This window comes from Acinetobacter sp. YH16038, assembly GCF_013417275.1.
Classification (GTDB): Bacteria; Pseudomonadota; Gammaproteobacteria; order Pseudomonadales; family Moraxellaceae; genus Acinetobacter.
In genome coordinates this window covers 100,452-122,162 of the sequence record NZ_VPEG01000004.1, presented here as the reverse complement: position 1 = coordinate 122,162, position 21,711 = coordinate 100,452, and the positions used below count along the sequence as shown (strand labels likewise).

Annotated in this window: 14 protein-coding genes; 8 read left to right on the top strand and 6 right to left on the bottom strand. The window is 42.2% G+C overall.

From position 1 onward, the window contains the following. Positions 1 to 30: 30 nt before the first annotated feature. Positions 31 to 1,368, bottom strand: coding sequence for an alpha/beta fold hydrolase (locus tag FTV34_RS02030; protein ID WP_180068644.1), 1,338 nt, complete (start codon positions 1,366 to 1,368; stop codon positions 31 to 33). Between the two features lie 324 nt (positions 1,369 to 1,692). Between FTV34_RS02030 and FTV34_RS02025 the strand changes: the two genes are divergently transcribed. The 3 genes from FTV34_RS02025 (at position 1,693) to pta (ending at position 6,781) form a co-directional block, all read left to right on the top strand. After that, the gene (locus FTV34_RS02025; RefSeq protein ID WP_034703231.1) at positions 1,693 to 2,958 is read left to right on the top strand and encodes a glutamate-5-semialdehyde dehydrogenase; all 1,266 of its coding nucleotides are present in this window, start codon (positions 1,693 to 1,695) and stop codon (positions 2,956 to 2,958) included. Between the two features lie 406 nt (positions 2,959 to 3,364). Next, positions 3,365 to 4,588 (top strand): acetate kinase, encoded by a 1,224-nt coding sequence (locus FTV34_RS02020; protein ID WP_180068642.1) that lies wholly within the window; start codon positions 3,365 to 3,367, stop codon positions 4,586 to 4,588. A 54-nt stretch (positions 4,589 to 4,642) separates the two neighbouring features. Next, positions 4,643 to 6,781, top strand: coding sequence for a phosphate acetyltransferase (pta, locus tag FTV34_RS02015; protein ID WP_180068640.1), 2,139 nt, complete (start codon positions 4,643 to 4,645; stop codon positions 6,779 to 6,781). A gap of 309 nt (positions 6,782 to 7,090) precedes the next feature. Here pta and FTV34_RS02010 read toward each other — a convergent pair whose 3' ends face one another. Beyond that, entirely contained in the window at positions 7,091 to 7,330 is a 240-nt protein-coding gene (locus FTV34_RS02010; RefSeq protein WP_004781996.1) for a DUF2171 domain-containing protein, read from the bottom strand. 777 nt (positions 7,331 to 8,107) lie between these two features. On the opposite strand from FTV34_RS02010, the gene FTV34_RS02005 reads away from it, so the two are divergent. Beyond that, positions 8,108 to 9,634, top strand: a complete 1,527-nt coding sequence (locus tag FTV34_RS02005) for a fumarate hydratase (protein WP_005232211.1) — start codon at positions 8,108 to 8,110, stop codon at positions 9,632 to 9,634. Positions 9,635 to 9,694: 60 nt separating this feature from the next. Here the strand turns inward: FTV34_RS02005 and FTV34_RS02000 are convergent, their stop codons facing one another. From FTV34_RS02000 to tig, 4 genes are all read right to left on the bottom strand, one after another. Continuing rightward, entirely contained in the window at positions 9,695 to 10,411 is a 717-nt protein-coding gene (locus tag FTV34_RS02000) for a DUF2846 domain-containing protein (RefSeq protein ID WP_004781989.1), read from the bottom strand. Positions 10,412 to 10,578: 167 nt separating this feature from the next. Continuing rightward, positions 10,579 to 11,889, bottom strand: a complete 1,311-nt coding sequence (gene clpX / locus FTV34_RS01995; RefSeq protein ID WP_004781987.1) for an ATP-dependent protease ATP-binding subunit ClpX — start codon at positions 11,887 to 11,889, stop codon at positions 10,579 to 10,581. Positions 11,890 to 11,918: 29 nt separating this feature from the next. Continuing rightward, entirely contained in the window at positions 11,919 to 12,524 is a 606-nt protein-coding gene (gene clpP, locus FTV34_RS01990; RefSeq protein ID WP_004781985.1) for an ATP-dependent Clp endopeptidase proteolytic subunit ClpP, read from the bottom strand. 190 nt (positions 12,525 to 12,714) lie between these two features. Continuing rightward, entirely contained in the window at positions 12,715 to 14,046 is a 1,332-nt protein-coding gene (tig, locus tag FTV34_RS01985) for a trigger factor (RefSeq protein WP_005232218.1), read from the bottom strand. A gap of 503 nt (positions 14,047 to 14,549) precedes the next feature. Between tig and FTV34_RS01980 the strand changes: the two genes are divergently transcribed. The 4 genes from FTV34_RS01980 (at position 14,550) to FTV34_RS01965 (ending at position 21,420) form a co-directional block, all read left to right on the top strand. After that, entirely contained in the window at positions 14,550 to 16,880 is a 2,331-nt protein-coding gene (locus tag FTV34_RS01980) for a TonB-dependent siderophore receptor (RefSeq protein ID WP_180068638.1), read from the top strand. A 412-nt stretch (positions 16,881 to 17,292) separates the two neighbouring features. Continuing rightward, entirely contained in the window at positions 17,293 to 19,548 is a 2,256-nt protein-coding gene (locus tag FTV34_RS01975; RefSeq protein ID WP_180068636.1) for a catecholate siderophore receptor Fiu, read from the top strand. 79 nt (positions 19,549 to 19,627) lie between these two features. Further along, the gene (locus FTV34_RS01970; RefSeq protein WP_180068634.1) at positions 19,628 to 20,311 is read left to right on the top strand and encodes a Fe2+-dependent dioxygenase; all 684 of its coding nucleotides are present in this window, start codon (positions 19,628 to 19,630) and stop codon (positions 20,309 to 20,311) included. Continuing rightward, on the top strand, positions 20,311 to 21,420 hold the full coding sequence (locus tag FTV34_RS01965) for an alpha-hydroxy acid oxidase (protein WP_180068632.1): 1,110 nt from the start codon (positions 20,311 to 20,313) through the stop codon (positions 21,418 to 21,420). Before FTV34_RS01970 ends, FTV34_RS01965 begins: the two co-directional genes overlap by 1 nt. Positions 21,421 to 21,711: the final 291 nt, after the last annotated feature.

The following is a 21,711-nucleotide window of genomic DNA, read 5'->3' as shown; positions in this document are numbered from 1 at the left end:
TTACGCTGTTTTTTTATGAATTCTATTGTTTTAGATGACTGCATCGAATACTTCAGCCTGTTGAATTGCTTTCTCTTTCTGGACAAAGCGTAATAAACGCTCTGCTACATCAAAACTGCCATGCTTGAACAAGGCACGTAACTGAGTGTCATCATGTTCGAAGATCAGACATTCGATCTTGAACTCGCCTTCTTCATCTTCCAGATGTAAAGCCAGATCACGTGGATACGCGGCTGCCTGATCAGTTAATCCAGGTTCTAATTCCAGCAACACCCCAAAGAAATTCATATCGATAATTTCTGCCTTGAATACCAGATCAGAATGACGATGACTTAAATAACGCTGTGGATCCTGAACCGTAATCCGCTCTTCCCCACGTCGTTCGATCTGCTGCATCTGTTCACGGGTGAACGGGATAATACCTTCGAGTTGATCAACCGGCTCATCACGCAGGAAAGTTGCAAATAGATGCATGGTTTCTTTACGGCGCTGTAACTGAGGTACATGATCTGCAGAAGCAATCTGCACATACTGCATATTTGGACATTGCAGGGCAAAATTGGCATTTTCATGCGGCAAGGTAAAGCTGTCATACTGCCCGCAAGCCACCAAAACTTTGCATTGAGGAATCGGTACATTGGTCAGTCTTAAAAGACGGTTACAGTTGATGTCATAGCGGTCCTGTTCTGTCGCTGTAAACTCGGACATCTGCTTAAAGAACAGCCGTTTTGCTGTTGGTGACATGCGGGTTTCTTTTAAACGTGCATGATTGACCAAGTACAGAATCACCGCTTGGCCAAATTCGTCCATGCGCTGTTCTTTCATTAAATGCAAAGATTCTTCCAGCAGCATGCGCCAGCTTTTGCGGGTTTTCTGCATTACACCCATCAAAATCATACGGTCTACCAGTTCAGGACGCTGATCTGCCAGGCAGGAAGCCACCACTGAACCTAAAGACATCCCTAGAATAGCCACCTTAGGCAGTTGCATCTGCTCCAGCCATTGGCCTAGCATCGCTGCCAGATCTTCCAGTTCAAGTGTTCCTGCAGATAAGCCGGTATCAACGTTAGTAATTTGCTGGTTGGCCCCCATGGAAGGTAAATCAATTAAAATAATAGGTCCCGCATCAAATAACTGTTCTACACAATATTTGTAAGAATTAAAGTTCTGAAAAGCTCCCCCAATAATCACCATTGGGCGCATATGTAAAGTATCAGGACGCGCAATGGCCATATACTCGATTTTCCAGCCATCGATCCATGTCGTACGTGCTGGTTGCTTGAAACTGTGCTTATCATAAAGATCAAAAAAACCGTAATGGCTATGTTGGTCCAATGCCTGGGCATCCATCTGGATAATGGAATTCATATTCCTTTCCTCCGTCCTTGCCTTATTTTTATTGTGCAAGTCATTATTTACAGATCTTATGCTTCAGGATTATTCCGATTATCCTGAACACGCATCCTGCGCTGTAGTAATTATATCAATGACATCTATGTCGCTACATTTCATTCTATACAGAGCGGCTTTTCACAAGCAACTGATTCGACAACCACTTATCTGCTTTTAAAGATAAAACAATTTCAAAATGTTTAGAAACAGTGAAAAGCTTATGATTTTTAAGTGTTGGGCTTCATTGTCCGGCATCAGACTGTTAATATCAAAGTGAAATTTCTAAGTGATTGAACCGCTATGCAAGAGTCTATTGAACAATATATGCAAACGGTAGGACAGCAGGCACGCCAGGCTTCTCGCATTTTGGCTCGTGCGTCTACCCAAACTAAAAACAGCGCATTGTCAGCAATTTATACCGCTTTAGAAAACAGTCAAGCTGCTATTCTGGCTGCTAACCAGATTGATATGAATAAAGCTCACCAGAACAATCTGGATAGTGCCCTGCTTGATCGCTTAGAACTCAACCCCGCACGCTTTAAAGGTATGTTACAGGGCCTGAAAGATGTGATCAGCCTGAAAGATCCAATTGGTGAAATCACTGATATGGCTTACCGTCCTACAGGGATTCAGCTTGGCAAGATGCGTGTGCCTTTGGGCGTAGTGGGCATGATTTATGAATCGCGTCCCAATGTAACTCTGGAGGCTGCTTCACTGGCATTGAAATCTGGAAATGCGATTATTCTGCGTGGCGGTTCAGAAGCTCTGGAATCTAACCAGGCCATTGCAACTGCCATCCAGCATGGCTTAAAAGTGGCAGGCTTACCTGAAGCGTCAGTTCAGGTGATCAATACGACTGACCGTGCTGCGGTTGGCCAGCTGATTACCCTGACTGAATATGTCGATGTGATCGTACCGCGTGGTGGCAAAGGCTTAATTGAACGCATTACTGAAGAAGCGCGTGTACCTGTGATTAAACATCTGGACGGGAATTGTCATGTCTATGTCGAAGCACAGGCTGATCTGCTCAAAGCCCTACCCATTGCTTTGAATGCCAAAACCCATCGTTATGGCGTATGTAATGCCATGGAAACTTTGCTGGTTGATGAAAAAGTTGCTGAAGATTTCCTGCCTCGAATTGCTGAGCTGTATCAGGAAAAACAGGTAGAGCTTCGTGGTTGTCGTGAAACCCAGCGTATCTTGGGCAATCAGGTAGTTGCCGCAACAGAAGAAGACTGGTACACCGAGTATCTAGGTCCGATTCTGGCAGTTAAAATCGTATCGGGTGTTGAGGAAGCCATTGAACATATCAATAAATATGGCTCGCATCATACCGATTCAATCATCACTGAAAATTACAGTATCGCTCGTGAATTTTTAGCTGGTGTAGATTCGAGTTCAGTCATGATCAATGCCTCTACCCGCTTTGCTGACGGCTTCGAATATGGCCTAGGAGCGGAAATCGGTATTTCGACGGATAAGATTCATGCCCGCGGCCCGGTTGGCCTAGAAGGCCTGACTTCCCAGAAATGGGTAGTCTTCGGTGATGGTCAGATTCGCCAGTAAATAGATAATAAAATCAGCCTTGTTCGCAAGGCTGATTTTTTATGCATTGAATGAATAAAAGACATGCTCAAGTAAATATGCAGCCTTTATAAAATTGCATATAATTTCTTCATATCCATACCTAAAAGATAGAATAAATAAACATTATTTTTAAGAAATATAAGCTACAGTTTAATAGATCATTTTTTAGCAGTATTTTATTTATAAATGAAAACTATGAACTGATAAATTTTAATTATTATTGTCGCTGTGGTCGATAATGCTTAAGTCTAATCGGCTAAAGTCTATCTAGGACAGTAAAAAAACCCATGTTAAAACATGATCACAGACCTATCTTGTGTCGCTTTTGCCAGCAGACAGGTCAACGAAATGGATGAGAATTTTAATTAGAATCGGGTAAACAATCGTGTCTAAATCAGTATTAGTTATTAATTGTGGCTCTTCTTCAATCAAGTTTGCCCTATTGCTTGAAGAAAAGAATTTCCGTATTCACGGCTTAGCTGAGAACTTAGGCACAGAAAATGCCCGTATTAAAGGTGTGACTGTCGGCAATGAACCAGTCGATATTCATATTCCTTTTGCAGATCATAAAAAAGCGTTAGAAGTAGGTTTAGAGCGTCTGGCGAACTATAAGCCGGATGCGATTGGTCACCGTGTGGTACATGGCGGCAGCCTGACCAAGGCAGAACTGATTACTGACGAGATTATTGAAAAAATTCGCGAAGCAACTCCACTTGCGCCTTTACACAACCCGGCTCACCTGATCGGGATCGAAGCAACTAAGCGTTTATTCCCAGACTTGCCACAAGTCGCAGTATTCGACACTGCTTTCCATCAAACCATGCCGGCACATGCTTACCGTTATGCGCTGCCTAAATTCCTTTATACCGAATATGGCGTACGTCGTTATGGTTTCCATGGTACTAGCCATGCTTATGTGTCCGATCGCGGTTCTGAACTGGCGGGCAGCTTTAAGCAAGGTGGCTGGTTAACAGCGCATCTCGGTAATGGTAGTTCGACCTGTGCGGTGTGGAATGGCCAAAGTGTAGATACCTCAATGGGTCTGACGCCACTTGAAGGTGTGGTGATGGGGACCCGTAGTGGTGATGTCGATCCAAGTTTGCATAGCTTCCTGGCTGCAAACCTAGGCTGGGATGTATATAAAATTGACAAGATGCTGAATAAAGAAAGTGGCTTGCTTGGTTTGTCTGACAACCTGTCTAATGACATGCGTACTCTGATTGAAGCCTCAGAACAAGGCAATGAAGATGCGACACTTGCGATTGAAGTATTCTGCTACCGTCTGGCGAAATCTTTAGCTGCTTTAAGCTGTGGTCTGCCACGTATTGATGGTCTGTTCTTTACCGGTGGTATTGGTGAAAACTCGGCTTATATCCGTGAAAAAACCATGGCTTATTTACCACATTTCGGTTTCAACCTGGATAAAGATGCTAATAGCAGTTTGAAGCGCGGTACTGAAGGCCGGATCGATAATGGTACAGGCCCACAAATCTGGGTAGTTCCGACTGATGAAGAAGGCCGAATCGCGAAAGAAACTCATTCTGTGGTAGAGAATGAAGTGGAGCCAGCCACTGCAAAAAAGTCTGAACCTGAGGCTGCGCTTGCATAAGCAAGCCCGGTTCCCTTTTACCTAATTTCTATTATTGCGCGACTGATATTACTTATGAAAACGATTTTATTGGTGCCGACCGGGGAAGGCGTCGGCTTAACTTCAGCCTGTTTAGGTTTGGTATATGCTTTAGAATGCCAAGGGGTAAAGGCAGGCTTTGTGAAACCTTTTTCACAGGAAAAAAGTCAGGATACAGATCGCACTACAGCACTCTATCATCATTTATCCCAAAGTGAAACCGTTGAACCGATTGCTTATGAAAGTCTGATTCAGCGCTTTAATCTTGGTGAAACAGATGAATTGCTTGAAGATGCAGTACGCCTGCATCGTGAGATTGCCAAAAATCACGACCTGATTATTGTTGAAGGTTTGGTACCCAATAGCCGCGATACCTTTGCGCCAAGCTTTAATGCAGCCTTGGCGCAGGCACTCGATGCCAAAGTCATCATTGTCAGCAATGCTGATATCAACCAGCCTGAAGTGGCAGCTGAAAAAATTGAAAGCCAATTACGTTATCTGGGTGGGTCCTCTTCTACCCGTATGGCTGGCGTATTATTTATGCGCACCAAAGGCTTACCTGAAGATTCTGCCCATATCCCGGTGACTATTGATCCCGGTTTACGCCTGATCAGTGATACCAACAAATTTATAGCAGCTATTCAGAAAACTCATGCCCATATTGGGTCTGAAAAGCTTCCAGTCATTGGTCTGGTTCCATTCAGCAATACTTTAAGTGTGCCACGTATTTCTGACCTGGCAGCGCATATTTCAGCAGACTGGGTCAATCTGGGTGAAGCAAAACAGCGCCGTGTCTTACACAGCAGTTTAATTGCGTCCAACATTGAACATGAATTGCATAAATTTGTAGCTGGCGAACTGATTATCAGTGCATCAGACCGTATTGATGTCTTGCTGGCAAGTAGCCTGGCGAGCAGCAATGGCATTCCATTGGCAGGTCTGGTACTGACTGAACATTATGAGCCAAATTCGGCTGTACTGGAGTTCTGCCAGACAGCGATTAAACATGGTCTGCCTATTCTGCATACGCCACTCAGCACTTTTGAAACTGCCCAAAGTCTGGCCAATTTAAGCAATGAAATTCCATGTGATGATACTGAACGTGCTGAACAGGTCACTCGTTTTGTGTCCAGTCATTTAAATGAAGAATGGATTGCACAGCTAATCAATGGTTCTTACAAGCCACGTCTGTCTCCTTCTGCATTCCGTCATGAACTGGTACAAAAATCGATTACTGCGAAAAAACGTATTGTGCTTCCGGAAGGTGATGAGCCACGTACCATTCAGGCGGCTGCAATCTGTCAATCTCGCGGGATTGCACACTGTATCTTATTGGCAAAACCGGAAGAAGTGGTTGAAGTTGCTAAAGCACGCAATATTGAATTACCGCACGATCTTGAAATTATTGATCCAGACCTGATTCGCGAGAATTATGTCGAAAAAATGGTTGAATTGCGTAAAGGCAAAATCAATGAATTGCAGGCGCGTGAACAGCTACAGGATACTGTCGTACTCGGTACCATGATGCTGGCACTTGATCAGGTGGATGGTCTGGTTTCTGGTGCAGTACATACGACTGCCAATACCGTTCGTCCTGCTTTCCAGTTGATCAAGACAGCGCCTGAATATTCACTGGTTTCCTCAGTATTCTTTATGCTGCTGCCAGATGAGGTCTATGTTTATGGTGACTGTGCGATTAATCCAGATCCGGATGCTGAACAACTGGCTGAAATTGCAATTCAGTCTGCTGACTCTGCAAAAGCCTTTGGCATTGATCCACGTATTGCCATGATTTCTTACTCTACCGGGACTTCAGGCACAGGTGCAGACGTAGAAAAAGTGGCGAAAGCGACTGAGATTGCGAAACAGCGTCGTCCTGATCTGTTGATTGATGGTCCACTGCAATACGATGCCGCTTCAGTTGAAAGTGTGGGTCGTCAGAAAGCACCAGATTCACAAGTAGCTGGTCGTGCTAATGTGTTTATCTTCCCTGATCTAAATACTGGTAACACCACTTATAAAGCGGTACAACGTGCAGCAAATGTCGTGAGTGTCGGTCCGATGCTGCAAGGCTTGAACAAGCCGGTGAATGACCTGTCACGTGGTGCGCTGGTCGATGACATTGTATTTACCATTGCTTTAACTGCGATTCAGGCTGATCAGCAAGCTAGTTAATTTTCTTTAACACTCCACAACCATCCGGTCAAAAGATCGGGTGGTTTTTTTATTGATCTATTTTATAAGTTTTCTCGGTAATCATTAGACGTTCTATAATCTACAGATTATCTAGCTCAAAAAATTATGCAGGTTCTTAATCTGCTCTATGAGTAAATAAAACTAAAATAAACAGATTGATGACACAAAAGAAATGCCAGCTGAACAGGCTGGCATTTACCACTTTAACAGATCAGACTTGCCTATTTTAAACTTAAATCCAGTTTGACTATTTAAGCCAAACCAGAATAAGTCAGGCAAAGATCATGCTTATACCGTGGTCCATTCTTTGTGCACATCTTCTGCTGTTTTATTCAAGATCACACTGTCATCTTTCACTTCACTTACCCAGCTGATCGGGATCAGATGATGCTCATTATTCTCGTCATCACTTCTTGTCAATTTAATCTTGTCCTGACCTTCTAAATGATCCACTTTACCAACTTGAGTACCATCTGAAGCAATTACTGAAGCATGTTCTTTGATGTCATTTGTATTAAAGTTACTCATTCCAATTGCCCTATTTATAGAAGTTGAGAGACCTCAGTCTAAGCCCTAAAAAATTGGCTGTGTGTAAGGGTTTTCAGGCTTTGGGTTTTTCTGGGTTAATAATGTAATGAAGAAAAATAACTGTGTCACAGGCATGTTGTGGCAAGGCCAAGATGATTGAAATATTGTTTTTTTATTAAGGTAATTTGAAGATTTGAAGATTTGAAGATTTGAAGATTTGAAGATTTGAAGATTTGAAGATTTGAAGATTTGAAGATTTGAAGATTTGAAGATTTGAAGATTTGAAGATTTGAAGATTTGAAGATTTGAAGATAGGCTAATTTTTTAGCTCTTAAAATGTAAAAAAGAAGATAAAGCTTAAGCTTGATCTTCTTTCTGGCCGTAGAACCAAGTAGCAGCGATATAAAGACTAAAAGCAATTACCATCAATACACTAGTCAGGGTCATAAAGAAAACTCATCATTCATTTGATAAGCGCATTATGTAAAAGTTTTATGACAGTTATATGACAATGATGAAATTTTCATAATTTTAATTAATTAATAAAAATCATATATTTAGAATATATTTAATTATATTCCAATAAATTTTAAGCTGAAATATGACAGTAAATATGACAAAAACCTGTCATTTTTAACCAATCTTTCAGCCAAAGTAATTTTCCTTATTGCTTAAACTATAAACTTTTGGCCAATGTCCCTGCAAAACGCCCACAACCGGATTCATTTGTCTTATAATTTAGCCCGCTAGCTAACAGCCCGCTCAAGAGATATTTGTATGACAACTATTATCAAGCAAGATGACTTGATCACATCGGTTAAAGATGCGCTTCAGTTCATTTCTTACTATCATCCACAAGACTTCATCCAAGCGATGAGCCGTGCGTACGACCGTGAAGAGAACAAAGCTGCGAAAGATGCGATCGCGCAAATCTTAATTAACTCACGCATGTGTGCAGAAGGCCACCGCCCTATCTGCCAGGATACTGGTATCGTCAACGTATTTGTTGAAGTGGGCATGGACGTTAAATTTGATTTAACCATGAGCCTGGACGATGCGATCAACGAAGGTGTACGTCAAGGTTATCTTGAAAACTCTAACGTACTTCGTGCATCTGTACTGGCTGACCCTGCTTTTGGCCGTAAGAACACCAAAGACAACACGCCTGCTGTGATCTATCACAAACTTGTTCCAGGTAACAAAGTAGACATCACTGTTGCTGCTAAGGGTGGTGGTTCAGAAAACAAATCTAAACTGGCAATGTTGAACCCGTCTGACTCAATCGTGGACTGGGTATTAAAAACTGTTCCAACTATGGGTGCAGGCTGGTGTCCTCCTGGTATGCTGGGTATCGGTATTGGTGGTACTGCTGAAAAAGCCATGATGCTTGCAAAAGAAGCATTGATGGAAGAGATCAACATGGACGAATTGCTTCGTCGTGGCCCACAAAACAAACTTGAAGAACTTCGTATCGAAATCTTCGAGAAAGTAAACGCATTGGGCATTGGTGCTCAAGGTCTTGGTGGTTTAACCACTGTTCTAGACATCAAGATCAAAGATTACCCTTGTCACGCTGCGGGCAAACCAGTCGGCATGATCCCGAACTGTGCTGCAACCCGTCACGCACACTTCACACTTGATGGTTCAGGCGTTGCGCATATTCAAGCACCAAGCCTTGAAGACTACCCATCAGTCACTTGGGATTCTTCATCTTCTAAACGTGTTGACCTAGACAACATCACTCAAGAAGAAATGAACTCTTGGAAACCAGGTGATACGCTGCTTCTAAACGGTACAATCTATACTGGCCGTGATGCTGCACACAAACGTATGGTAGACATGCTGAACAACGGTGAAGAACTCCCTGTTGATCTAAAAGGCAAATTCATCTACTACGTAGGTCCTGTTGATCCAGTGGGTGACGAAGTTGTAGGTCCTGCAGGTCCAACAACTGCAACTCGTATGGATAAATTCACTCGTCAGGTATTAGAAGCAACTGGTCTTTATGGCATGATCGGTAAAGCGGACCGTGGTCCTGCTGCTGTTGAAGCAATTAAAGACAACAAAGCGACTTACCTCATGGCGGTTGGTGGTGCTGCATACCTCGTATCTAAAGCAATCCGTGAAGCTGAAGTGGTTGCATTTGCTGATTTGGGCATGGAAGCGATCTACAAGTTTGTAGTGAAAGATATGCCTGTATCTGTAGCAGTTGACGTAAATGGTACATCTGTACACGCGACTGCTCCAAAAATCTGGCAAGCGAAAATTGGCAAAATTCCAGTAGTTGACGCTGCTGCGGGTTAATTTAAGCTATATAAAAAAGCACCCTTAATGGGTGCTTTTTTATTGGAATTTTAAAATTAATTACCAGGTTCTTGGATCCCAGAGTTTAAACGGTGTGGTTAACTGTACATCTGTAGATGGATCATATTCAGTTGCCTTAATTTTCTGAGCTTTCTTGCGGATTTTCCCAGTTTCCTGATCCTGTGCAAAAAAGTTAAAACTGTCCGATTTTAACTGGGTAAAAGCAATTTCATTGAGGCCCACACTGCTCGGCATCAGCATCAAAGGTCCCGGAACACTACGACGGGTGCTTAGATTTTCTTCATCATACTTAATAAAATAGGATTGACCCGCTTCTACGGTAAAGTCCAGATATTTAGGTTTCTGGAAGTGCAAAGCACCTAAAGGACGGCTGGTACTCAAGCGATAAGTGCCTGCAGGTAACTCAATCCAGTAATGATGATTATGCAATAAACTCGGAATACGATGCTGATTGATAAATAGGCTGGCAGCGACAATTTCCTGACGGTTCCATTTGGAATCCGGGCGGTATAAATAAACAATTGCTGCATCCTCATGCTGAGGTTTAACTGCCTGAAAATGATTGCCCTGTTTCTGGTTGACCCAGCCGCCAATTGTGAACATCCCCACCCGATGCTGTTCGACGAAGCCTGGTTTTTTTTCAAGATCAATATTTTTTAAAGTGCTGAGTGGCTGTGTAGGCTCAACTACAGCTTTTTTACCGTGACAACCCATCAGCGCCAAACTGCCGATGAGCACCATTGCGACTCCACGCATGCTTATCCCTCACTGCGTCTTTATTCTTGTATGCAAGTGCTTTGCGATATATTTTTATAGCTTTCGGCGTCCACGCCTAGATGTTGAGATTAGCATCTGCTTTTATCTTTTGGAAATAAAAAACGTGCGAAAACACGGGGTTTTCGCACGTTTCTGACGAATAGCAATCAAGCAGATTTGCTATTCACCACCTTTAAATCAACTTTTGCCGCTGTTTCTGGCTCGTCATGTGGTTGACGTTCAGCACGAAATTCTGGTGCAGCTTCACCATTAATGACAGCTTCATTCACCACCACGGTGCCTACATCGCTACGACTCGGCAGGTCATACATGGTTTCTAGCAATGAATTTTCCAGAATCGAACGCAGGCCACGCGCACCAGTATTACGTTCCAGTGCTTTTTTCGCAACGGCACGTAGTGCTGAATCTTCAAAGACCAAGTCCACATTTTCCATCTCAAACAAATGTTTATATTGACGAGTTAATGCATTCTTCGGCTCAGTCAGAATCTGCATTAAAGCTTCTTCATCGAGCTCATCCAAAGTCGCAATCACGGGTAAACGACCAATGAATTCTGGAATCAGACCAAATTTCACTAAGTCAGTCGCTTCGACCTGACGGAACAATTCAGACAACTTTTTGCTTTCGTCTTTATTACGGACTTCTGCAGTAAAGCCAATACCACCTTTCTCCTGACGCTGCTGTACGATTTTCTCAAGACCTGAGAATGCACCGCCACAGATGAACAGGATATTCGAGGTATCAATCTGAATAAATTCCTGCTGCGGATGCTTACGACCACCTTGTGGTGGAATTGAAGCAACCGTACCTTCGATCATTTTCAGCAAGGCTTGCTGTACGCCTTCACCTGATACATCACGAGTAATGGATGGGTTTTCAGATTTACGGGTAATCTTGTCGATTTCATCGATATAGATAATACCCTTTTGCGCTTTTTCGACATCATAATCAGCTTTTTGCAAAAGCTTTTGTACAATGTTTTCAACATCTTCACCCACATAACCTGCTTCAGTTAGGGTTGTTGCATCTGCCATGGCAAATGGAACGTCCAGAAGACGGGCAAGGGTTTGTGCCAGCAAGGTTTTGCCTGAACCGGTCGGACCGACCAGCAGGATATTACTTTTGGCAATTTCAACGGAATCATCTGCTTTCTTACCATTGGTCTGTACTTTCAGACGTTTGTAATGGTTGTATACGGCCACAGATAATGTCTTTTTCGCTACGTCCTGACCAATCACATATTGATCGAGCGCCGCACGGATTTCATGCGGTTTCGGTAAAGGACGGTTCGCCCAGTCATTGGTTTCGACCTGTTGACTGGTTTGAACCAAATCTAAGCATACGTCCACACATTCATTACAAATGTATGCGTCCTCGCCTGCAATCAGCTTTCCGACTTCAGACTGCGTTTTACCGCAAAATGAACAATGCTTTTGTCCTTGAGGATGTTCGGACATATTTACTCCAATATCTCAATCTCTAAAACTTATGGACGTTTCGTTAGAACTTCATCCACAAGACCGTATTCTTTCGCTTGCTGAGCAGTCATGAAGTTGTCACGGTCTGTATCGCGTGCCACTTTTTCATAGTCCTGACCGCTATGTTCAGCCATTAAACGGTTTAAACGTTCTTTAATGAACAGAATTTCACGTGCGTGAATTTCAATATCTGATGCCTGGCCTTTGAAACCACCCAAAGGCTGGTGAATCATGACACGTGCATTTTCAAGGCAGTAACGTTTGCCTTTAGTTCCTGCATTGAGCAGGAATGCACCCATTGATGCTGCCTGACCCATACAGTAAGTCACAACATCCGGTTTAATAAACTGCATGGTATCGTAGATCGCCATGCCAGCAGTCACTGAACCACCCGGTGAGTTGATATATAAATGAATATCTTTATCTGGGTTCTCAGCTTCTAAAAACAACATTTGCGCAACGATCAGGTTGGCCATATTGTCTTCAACTTCACCTGTCAGAAAAATTACCCGCTCACGTAAAAGGCGTGAATAAATATCAAAAGAACGCTCACCACGAGAGGATTGTTCTACCACCATTGGCACTAAAGCGTTTTCAATCGTTGGAACATACATAGGTTTATTTATTCCTAAATTTTTGTGACTTAATCCATAATCACAATATGAGGGATAATCAATGAAATTGCAAAATAATCGCGAATAATTCCATCATATTTTTTGCATTAGTTTTGTGAAAATCAGATATGTCAAGAAATTACTAATATGAAAAAAGGCGCACGAAGCGCCTTTTTATGGAAAGCTTGAATTAGCCTTGTTGACGAGCTTGTTGCTCTTTCAATAAGTCTTCATAGCTTACAGTCGCATCAGTCACTTTAGCAGATGCCAGGATGTGATCAACAACTTGGTCTTCAAGTACAACTGCTTCGATTTGAGCACGTTGTTGCTTGTCATTTTTGAAGTATTCGATTACTTCGTTTGGATCTTCGTAAGAAGAAGCCATATCTTCGATATAAGCTTCAACGCGCGCTTGATCTACTTCGATTTTCGCATCAGCAAGAATACGGCTTACCAATACGCCAAGTTTAACTGATTTCTCAGCTTGTTCTTTAAACAGGTCATCTGGAAGCATGCTTGAATCAAATGCTTTCGCGCCTTGAGCACCGAACTGTTGAGTGAACTGCTGGATCATTTGTTGACGTTGACGGTCAATTTCTTGAGCAACCATTGCAGATGGAAGTTCAACTTCGTTTGCAGCTACAAGTGCATCGAAAGTTGCGCCTTTAACCTGGTTACGCAGGCCGTTTTTCACTTCACGTTCCATGTTTTTACGAACGTCAGCTTTCAGTTTTTCAACGCCATCTTCTTCAGAAATACCAAAGATTTTCAGGAATTCAGCATCAATTTCTGGAAGTTTTTGTTTTTCAACAAGTTTCACATTGATTTTGAATTGAGCTTGCTTACCAGCAAGGTTTTCAGCTTGGTAATCTTCAGGGAAAGTAACATCGATCACTTTCTCTTCGCCTTTCTTCATACCGATGATGCCATCTTCGAAGCCAGGGATCATACGACCAGAACCTAAAACAAGTTTAAAGTCTTGCGCAGCGCCGCCTTCAAATTTTTCGCCATCAACAGTACCTTCGAAGTCGAAAGTTACTTGCATGTCTTTTTTAGCCATGCCTTTAGTTTCAGCCCAAGAAGCGCGTTGTTTTTGAAGATTTTCAATCATCTTCTCAACGTCTTTATCATTTACTTCAGACGCTTTACGTTCAACTTCCAGACCTTCGAATTTCACTTCAACTTCTGGATAAACTTCAACAGTCGCTTCATAAACTAAAGCATCATCTTTCATTTCAGTTTTTTCGATGTTTGGCATACCAACAGCGTTGATTTTTTCTTGTTGGATTGCTTCGAAAACTGTGTCACGAATGATGTCGTTGACAACTTCTTGGTAGATACCAGCGCCGTATTCACGACGAACTACGTTTACAGGTACTTTACCTGGACGGAAGCCGTTGATCTTCGCAGTTTTAGCAGTGCGTTTTAAACGAGCTTCAAATTGCTCATTAATACGGCTCGTCGGTACAGAAACATTTAAACGACGGGCAACGCCCGAAACCGCTTCAGAAGTTACTTGCATGGCTTCCTCTATATATTTGGTAATAACAGGTTTATAAAAATGTGCCACATTATATGACAACATTTGCAGATATACAAAACACAATACTTGAATCGTCTTTATTGATGCTGTAATAATCAAATTTATTCAGTCAAATTCATTTTTCTTTGATTAAATATCCCTTCCCTCAAATAAGAGTAGATATATTGATTACTCAAACTGGACAGATCATCTCATTCATCGGCATTTATGGATTTTTATAGGACTTTTAGTAAACTTTTCTTTATCTTTTCTTCAAAATTTTTAAACTCTAATAATCTCAATAAAAGTAACGATAATAATCTATTAATCAGATCTATTTTAAATACATTAACTTAGAAACATTTTGATACACTATCACATTGATCAAACCAATTAATACAATTCTTAAAATCGTCATTTCCTATCGGCAAGTAATTCTTAATTTAAATAAGAATTATTATTATTCGCATACATAAATTTTAAGCTTTTTTTCGGGTTCCCACATGTCGTTTATCAAATCACGTAAAAAACTCGTTTCATCGGCGATTGCCTCTTCCCTCTCGATTGTAACCGTAAATGCTGTGGCTGATGAAAATGTGGTCAAGCTCGAAACTATTCATCAAGAAGTTAAAGCTGAACAGACACCAAGTTTAAAAGTAGATAATTCCGCAAATAAGAAATTTGTTGCACCTTTACTGGATACACCTAAATCTGTATCAGTCATTTCTAAGCAACTGATTGAAGACACTCAAGTCACTACACTTTCTGATGCTTTACGTACTGTACCTGGTATTACTTTGGGTGCGGGTGAAGGTGGCAACCCGAATGGCGATCGTCCATTTATTCGTGGTTATAACTCTGAAAGCTCAATGTATGTAGATGGAGTTCGTAGCGCGACTTCACAAAACCGTGAAATGTTTGCGGTCGAACAGGTTGAAGTGACCAAAGGCTCTTCTTCTGCAATGGGCGGTGCCGGTACGACTGGCGGTAGCATCAACATGATTTCTAAAGTCGCGAAAGCAGGTGATTCTTTAGAAGGTTCAGTTGCTGGCGGTACGGATAATTACCAACGTATTACCTTAGATGGTAACAAAGATTTTGGTAATGGCATTGCCGCACGTGTGGCGGTGATGGGTCATCATAATGAAAAAGCCGGTCAAAAAGACGGTACTGAATATAAACGTGCAGGTATTGCGCCAAGTATTACTTTTGGCCTGGATACCCCTACCCGTGCAACCTTAAGTTATTACTACTTAAAAACTGATGACACGCCAGATTCAGGTGTACCTTATAACAATCCATTTGGTGCCCCAGCTGCTGGTGCGACAGACAATAGACCTTTAAATGGCAATGGTAAACCAATTAATGTTAAACAAGGCGTTTACTATGGTTGGGAAGATCGCGACTTCCAAAAACAGGAAAATCAAATCGGTACGATCAAACTTGAACATGATTTAACCGACAATCTGACAATTTCCAATACTGCTAGCTACAGTAAATCTAAAAATGATTACCTGTGGACCAATCCTGATGACTCAAAAGGTAACATTTATCTAAATAATAGTGTTTTTGCACGTGCAAATTCACGTGTAGCTGATACAGATACTTTTACGGATCAATTAGCACTTACAGGTAAATTCAATACTGGCTCACTACAACATAGCTTTAACTTGGGTGCCGAATATTCTGACCAAGAAAATGACCGTACTCAGTACATTATCAATGGTTTAAATGCTACTGGTAGTGCCTATCAAACATGTCCTGATAGTGCACCAGCTGGTTGGTGTACTCCAGTTCAAAATCCCAACCGAGGCCCATGGACTGGCACAATTAGTACAGAGGGCGCTGATCAATACAACACAAGAACCAAATCTACCTCGATCTATTTCTTAGACAGTATTGAATTTAATCCTCAATGGATTTTGGATCTAGGTCTTCGTTGGGATAAATTTGATACAGAGCAAACCATGACTTATGGCGCGAATAACGCTGCAACAAAGCCAACAACCGTAGATGGTGTTGTCATTCCTCCTAAGAAGAACGTTGGTGATCAAGACACGGTAACAAGCGATACCGACTTTTTCACCTACCAAGCAGGGGTAACTTTCAAACCTGTTGAAAATGGTTCAATCTATGCAAGCTATGCAACTTCAGCTAACCCAGTTGGTGTTGATGCAGGTGATGGCTCTGAAGGTATCGGAGAGGCTTACAGTAACCTTGACCCAGAAGAAAGCCGTACTTTTGAAGTGGGTACAAAATGGGATTTATTCGATGATCGCTTGAATTTAACCGCTGCGATTTTCCGTACTGAAAAACAAAATGCCCGTATCCAGCTTGATTCAACCACCTATGCAAATATCGGCGAAAGTAAAGTAGACGGTTTTGAACTTGGTTTGAACGGTAACATCACGGATAAATGGGCAGCTTCTCTAGGTTACACCTACTTAGATAGTGAACAAACAGATCCAGGTCCATCTTGTACACGTGCTGGTGTGTGCACCTACCCGAATGCTGCAAAAGGCAAACGCTTACCAAATGTTCCTGAAAACAGTGCAACACTTTGGACAACTTATGCGTTCACACCATCATTCACCCTTGGTGCTGGCGCAGTTGCAATGGATAAAGTATACGGTGATGCTGCCAATACTAAATATGTTCCAGGCTATGTACGCTACGATGCCATGGCGCGTTATAACGTGAACAAAAATTTTGATTTACAATTGAATGTAAACAACCTGACCGATGAACGTTATTTCACTAAAGCTTATGCATCTCACTATGCCACTGAAGCAGAAGGTCGTAGTGCAGTCCTTTCTCTTAACTTTAAATACTAAGTTTTAGCTTCTTCCCTCATCAAAAAATAGCCTCATTCGTGAGGCTATTTTTATTTTCTGAAAGATATAAAACTTTAAATCTAGATTTAGTTGTATTTACACACCTTTTGATAAAAAGCTTTAAATAGAAAATAATTACATTTTTTAATCTTAGGTAAAAAACTGAAAAATAAGTTTATTTTGAAATTTTTCTTAATAGAAATCCCAGATTAAAGTTTGAATATTAAACAGTAATTTCATCCATAAATTCATAAGAATGATTTAATTAAATATTGTTAATGATAATTATTATCACTACAATTCGCAAAATTGTTAAAGGCCATAACAATAACTCCATAATTGCTGCTATTTGATGAACTCGAGCATATCAAGGTGGTAAGGGAAATATTATTCAATTCAGGAATTCTGTCACATGGCGCATATCAAAAGCCGAAAACATCATTACAAGACTTCATTGGTCGCACTTGCTGCAACTTTGCCACTGATCACTCATGCAGATAACATCACCAATGAAGGCGTTATTCAGCTTCCAGAAATTACAGTTAAGAATAAAACTGCAAATGAATATAAAGTAGATCAATTGAGTTCTGCTAAATCTAGCCAAGCTTTAGTAGATACGCCTCAGACTGTTTCGATTATCAACAAAAACTTATTAAAAGAACAAGGTGCAACCACCCTGGTTGAAGCCTTACGTAATACGCCAGGAATTACCCTACAACTCGGTGAGAATGGGAATACCAGTGCTGGCGATGCCTTCCAGATGCGCGGCTTTTCAACTCAAAGCTCCACCTATCTGGATGGCATTCGTGACCTCGGCGCTGTAAGTCGTGATGTGTTTAACCTGGAACAGGTGGAAGTCGTAAAAGGCCCTGCGGGTGCCGAAGGTGGGCGTGGTACGGCGTCTGGTTATGTGAATCTGGTCAGCAAATTGCCTCATTTGGAAAACAGTCGTGAAGTCTCTGCCACCTACAATACGGCTGAACATACGCGTCTTGCCACTGACATTAATCAGGCGATCAATGACAGCGTTGCTGTCCGTTTAAATGCAATGGGTCAAGATGGCGGTGTAGAAGGCCGCGACTTTATCCAGAATCAAGGCTGGGCTGTTGCCCCTTCTATCGCCTTTGGTCTGGATAGTGATACTCGCCTGTATCTTTATTCCCAGCATATCCGCCAACGTAACATTCCGGATGGCGGTATTCCAACGATTGGCATGAAAGGTTTCTGGAATGCTGACCCACTGATTGCCAGTTCACCTAAAGTAGACCGTGAAAATTATTATGGCCATACCGATGACCATGAAGATGTTGATGCTGACATGTATACAGCAAAAATCGAAAGTGACTGGGCTGAAAATCTGAAATTTACCAATATTACCCGTCTGGGTAATACCCATATGCAGCGTACTTTGACGGGGATTAATAGCCTTTCAAGAAATGACTCTACCAATCCTCAAGACTGGACAGTAAGCCGTTCACGCCAGGGTGTCGATCAGGAAAATAAAATTCTGGCTAATCAGAGCACGGTGAACTGGAATGTCAAAACCGGTTCAGTGGAGCATGATCTGGTCGCTGGTGTAGAACTATTAAAAGAGCAGCAACATTCCAGAACACTGGCCACACAAATGCCGGGACAGCCAAGCAACACCACACCACCCGCGAATCTATATCATCCTGACCGTCACCAGAATCTGCCTGATCCTGTGTATACGGGCGCTTATTCGGATGGTGAAACCCAAACGGCGGCTGCTTATCTTTTCGATACGCTCAAGTTTGGCGAACGTTTTCAACTTAATGGTGGCGTCCGTGTCGATTATTACGATACTAATTACGATGCGCTGGGTTACTCAACCGACAGTACGACACTAGCAGTGACTGAAACCAAAACAGATTTAAAAGCCCATGACACTTTATTCAGCTGGAAGCTCGGTGGTTTATATAAGCCAACCGCCTACAGCAGTGTCTATGCATCTTATGCCAAATCCCTGACACCGCCGGGTAGCAGTAACTTTAGCCTTTCATCCACAGGAATAAACAGCTCAGCCGCAGACCCTCAAGAAACTCATCATTATGAAATTGGCACCAAATGGGATCTGCTAGAGGGTGATCTGGCTTTAAATGCTGCGGCATACTACACCGAAAATGAAAACCAGTTTACCCAAGATCCGATTACCCGAGAGTCTGTTCAGGAAGGTAAAACTACAGTTAAAGGAATCGAATTGGGTGCTGTCGGTAAAATTACTGATGCCTGGAATATTTCAGCAGGTGTTGCCCATATGAAAACCGAGCAAAAACACCAGTTCAGTGTCAACTCCAACACGGGTGTAGTGACCCAGACCAATAGTGTACGCTGGTCACCTGAATGGACCGCTTCTTTATGGACGACCTATAACATTGCTGGTTTAAAACTGGGCTTGGGCGCACGTTATGTGGATGAGCAAAAACGTGTGATTACCGATAGTACTGCAGCAGCGAATATGCCAAGTATTCCAAGCTATGTGGTATTTGATGCTATGGTCGGTTATACCTTTAATGACCAAACTTCCTTAAACCTGAATGTTTATAATCTGGCAGATAAAGAGTACATCAGCACGCTGAATAATGGAGGTGGCCGTGTGATCTTAGGCCAACCACGTTCAGCAGCTTTAACCCTGAACTATAAATTTTAATTCAGCTTTTATCTCTATCTATCAATATCGTGTATTCTCTTGAATGCACGATATTTTCAATTGCAGGAATGCTTTTAAAATGATGTTACATATCCCGGCAGTATTAAGCAAAGCACAAGTTGCCGAACTGAGACAACAACTAGATCGTTCAGAACACTGGATGAATGGGCAACTCAGCGCCGGGAGTCAGGCACAGAAAATCAAAAGGAACCTGCAGCTGGATTCTTCTTCTGTCCTGTATCAGCAGATTAGCCCTATCATTTTACAAGCGCTTAAAAGTCATCATTTAATTACCTCTGCTGCCCTACCGAAACATATCCTGCCGCCCCTGTTTAACTGCTATCAGGATTCTGGTACCTATGGCAATCATGTCGATAATGCCATTCATTACTCTCCTCTACTCGGACAGGCCATTCGTACCGATGTGTCACTAACTTTATTCTTATCTGAAATCGATGAATATGAAGGTGGTGAGCTGGTCGTTGAAGACCAGTATGGCTGCCATGAAGTCAAGCTGGATGCGGGTGATGTGATTGTTTATCCATCGACCAGCCTGCATCGGGTTGAACCAGTAACTCAAGGCAAACGTATTGCTGCCGTAACCTGGATTCAAAGTATGATCCGTGAAGATGCTAAACGCAGTATGTTGTTTGATCTGGACATGACCATTATCAAACTACGCCAGCAGATTGGCGATACTGAAGAAGTCCTACAACTGACCCATCATTATCACAACCTGATTCGTCAATGGGGTGATTTATAATGTCACGTGAACCAATGGCGCCATTAACCCAGATCCCGGCCTACCTACAAACCATCGCCGATTATGAGGTCGAAGCAGAAAAACATCTCTCCAGTATGGTCTGGAACTATCTGCAAGGTGGCTCCATGGATGAAATCAGTGTCCAGGATAATTTACAGCAGTTTCAGGATATTCAGCTTCTGCCACGTATGCTGAAAGATCTGACCCAAGGCAGTACTGAACTTGAAATGTTCGGACAGAAATTTCCGCATCCGATTTTTTTGGCACCGATTGGACATCAGCAGCAGTTTCATCCTGAAGCCGAAGCCGCTTCTGCACTTGCGGCAGAAGTGATGGGCAGCAATATGATTCTCAGTACGTTTACCAATACCGATATGCGCGCATTGAAACAGGACAATCCACGCAAATGGTTTCAGCTGTATTGGCAAGGGGATCGGGAAAAATCTTTAGCTTTGATCAAAATGGCTGAAGCACATCATTACACGGCGCTGGTGATTACCGTGGATTCACCACATACCGGCATCCGTGATCGTGAACGTTGTGCTTTTTTCCATTTACCGAAAGACATGCAGCACCCGCATACACCAGCACATATTCCCCTGCCAGAATTAAAAGAAGGTGATCATCCGGTCTTTCATGGGCTGATGAAAATTGCCCCGACATGGGAAGACATAGCCTGGATGGTACAGCAGACTCACTTACCCGTGATTCTGAAAGGCATTGTGCATCCTCAGGATGCCCAGCTGGCGATTCAGCATGGCGTAAAAGGCCTGATCATTTCCAATCATGGCGGTCGCGTGCTGGATACCTGCATTTCTCCTCTCATTGCCTTGCAGCTAATTAAAAAGGTGGTGCCAGCAGATTTTCCTCTGCTCTATGATGGTGGCATCCGTCGTGGATCGGATGTATTCAAGGCTATTGCCTTAGGTGCTTCTGCTGTCCTGATTGGCCGTCCTTATATTTATGGTCTGGCGACTGCCGGAGCTTTGGGCGTAGCGCATGTGATCAAAATCCTGAAAGAAGAATTTGAGATTACCATGGCCTTAATGGGAACAGCGACCGTGGCAGATATTCAACCGAGCTGTCTATTAGGGGAATTGATTAATTAGGATTTAATTGAAAATAAAAATGAAAAATAAATTAGTTAAATATCTTACCCTTAACTCCTTGAAGCGTCTTTAAAGGCAATTCAACACAGCTTTATCTATCAATAGCTATTATCAATAAAAACCAAATAAGATCCATATTTAATCAATCTATATTAAAAACATGGTTTTAATTCTCAGTTCGCACTCTAGTCTATCTATTTTTTAAATTGATTAAATTTTGTTCATTGCCAATATCAATGCAAGAAGGATAGCAACGATAACAATAATAATTATTATTTGCGAATCCAAACT

Bases quoted from the DNA above. Each gene is read 5' to 3' on its own strand.
- FTV34_RS02030 (WP_180068644.1), bottom strand. From the start codon at position 1,368: ATGAATTCCATTATCCAGATGGATGCCCAGGCATTGGACCAACATAGC.
- FTV34_RS02025 (WP_034703231.1), top strand. From the start codon at position 1,693: ATGCAAGAGTCTATTGAACAATATATGCAAACGGTAGGACAGCAGGCA.
- pta (WP_180068640.1), top strand. From the start codon at position 4,643: ATGAAAACGATTTTATTGGTGCCGACCGGGGAAGGCGTCGGCTTAACT.
- FTV34_RS02010 (WP_004781996.1), bottom strand. From the start codon at position 7,330: ATGAGTAACTTTAATACAAATGACATCAAAGAACATGCTTCAGTAATT.
- FTV34_RS02005 (WP_005232211.1), top strand. From the start codon at position 8,108: ATGACAACTATTATCAAGCAAGATGACTTGATCACATCGGTTAAAGAT.
- FTV34_RS02000 (WP_004781989.1), bottom strand. From the start codon at position 10,411: ATGCGTGGAGTCGCAATGGTGCTCATCGGCAGTTTGGCGCTGATGGGT.
- clpX (WP_004781987.1), bottom strand. From the start codon at position 11,889: ATGTCCGAACATCCTCAAGGACAAAAGCATTGTTCATTTTGCGGTAAA.
- clpP (WP_004781985.1), bottom strand. From the start codon at position 12,524: ATGTATGTTCCAACGATTGAAAACGCTTTAGTGCCAATGGTGGTAGAA.
- tig (WP_005232218.1), bottom strand. From the start codon at position 14,046: ATGCAAGTAACTTCTGAAGCGGTTTCGGGCGTTGCCCGTCGTTTAAAT.
- FTV34_RS01980 (WP_180068638.1), top strand. From the start codon at position 14,550: ATGTCGTTTATCAAATCACGTAAAAAACTCGTTTCATCGGCGATTGCC.
- FTV34_RS01975 (WP_180068636.1), top strand. From the start codon at position 17,293: ATGGCGCATATCAAAAGCCGAAAACATCATTACAAGACTTCATTGGTC.
- FTV34_RS01970 (WP_180068634.1), top strand. From the start codon at position 19,628: ATGATGTTACATATCCCGGCAGTATTAAGCAAAGCACAAGTTGCCGAA.
- FTV34_RS01965 (WP_180068632.1), top strand. From the start codon at position 20,311: ATGTCACGTGAACCAATGGCGCCATTAACCCAGATCCCGGCCTACCTA.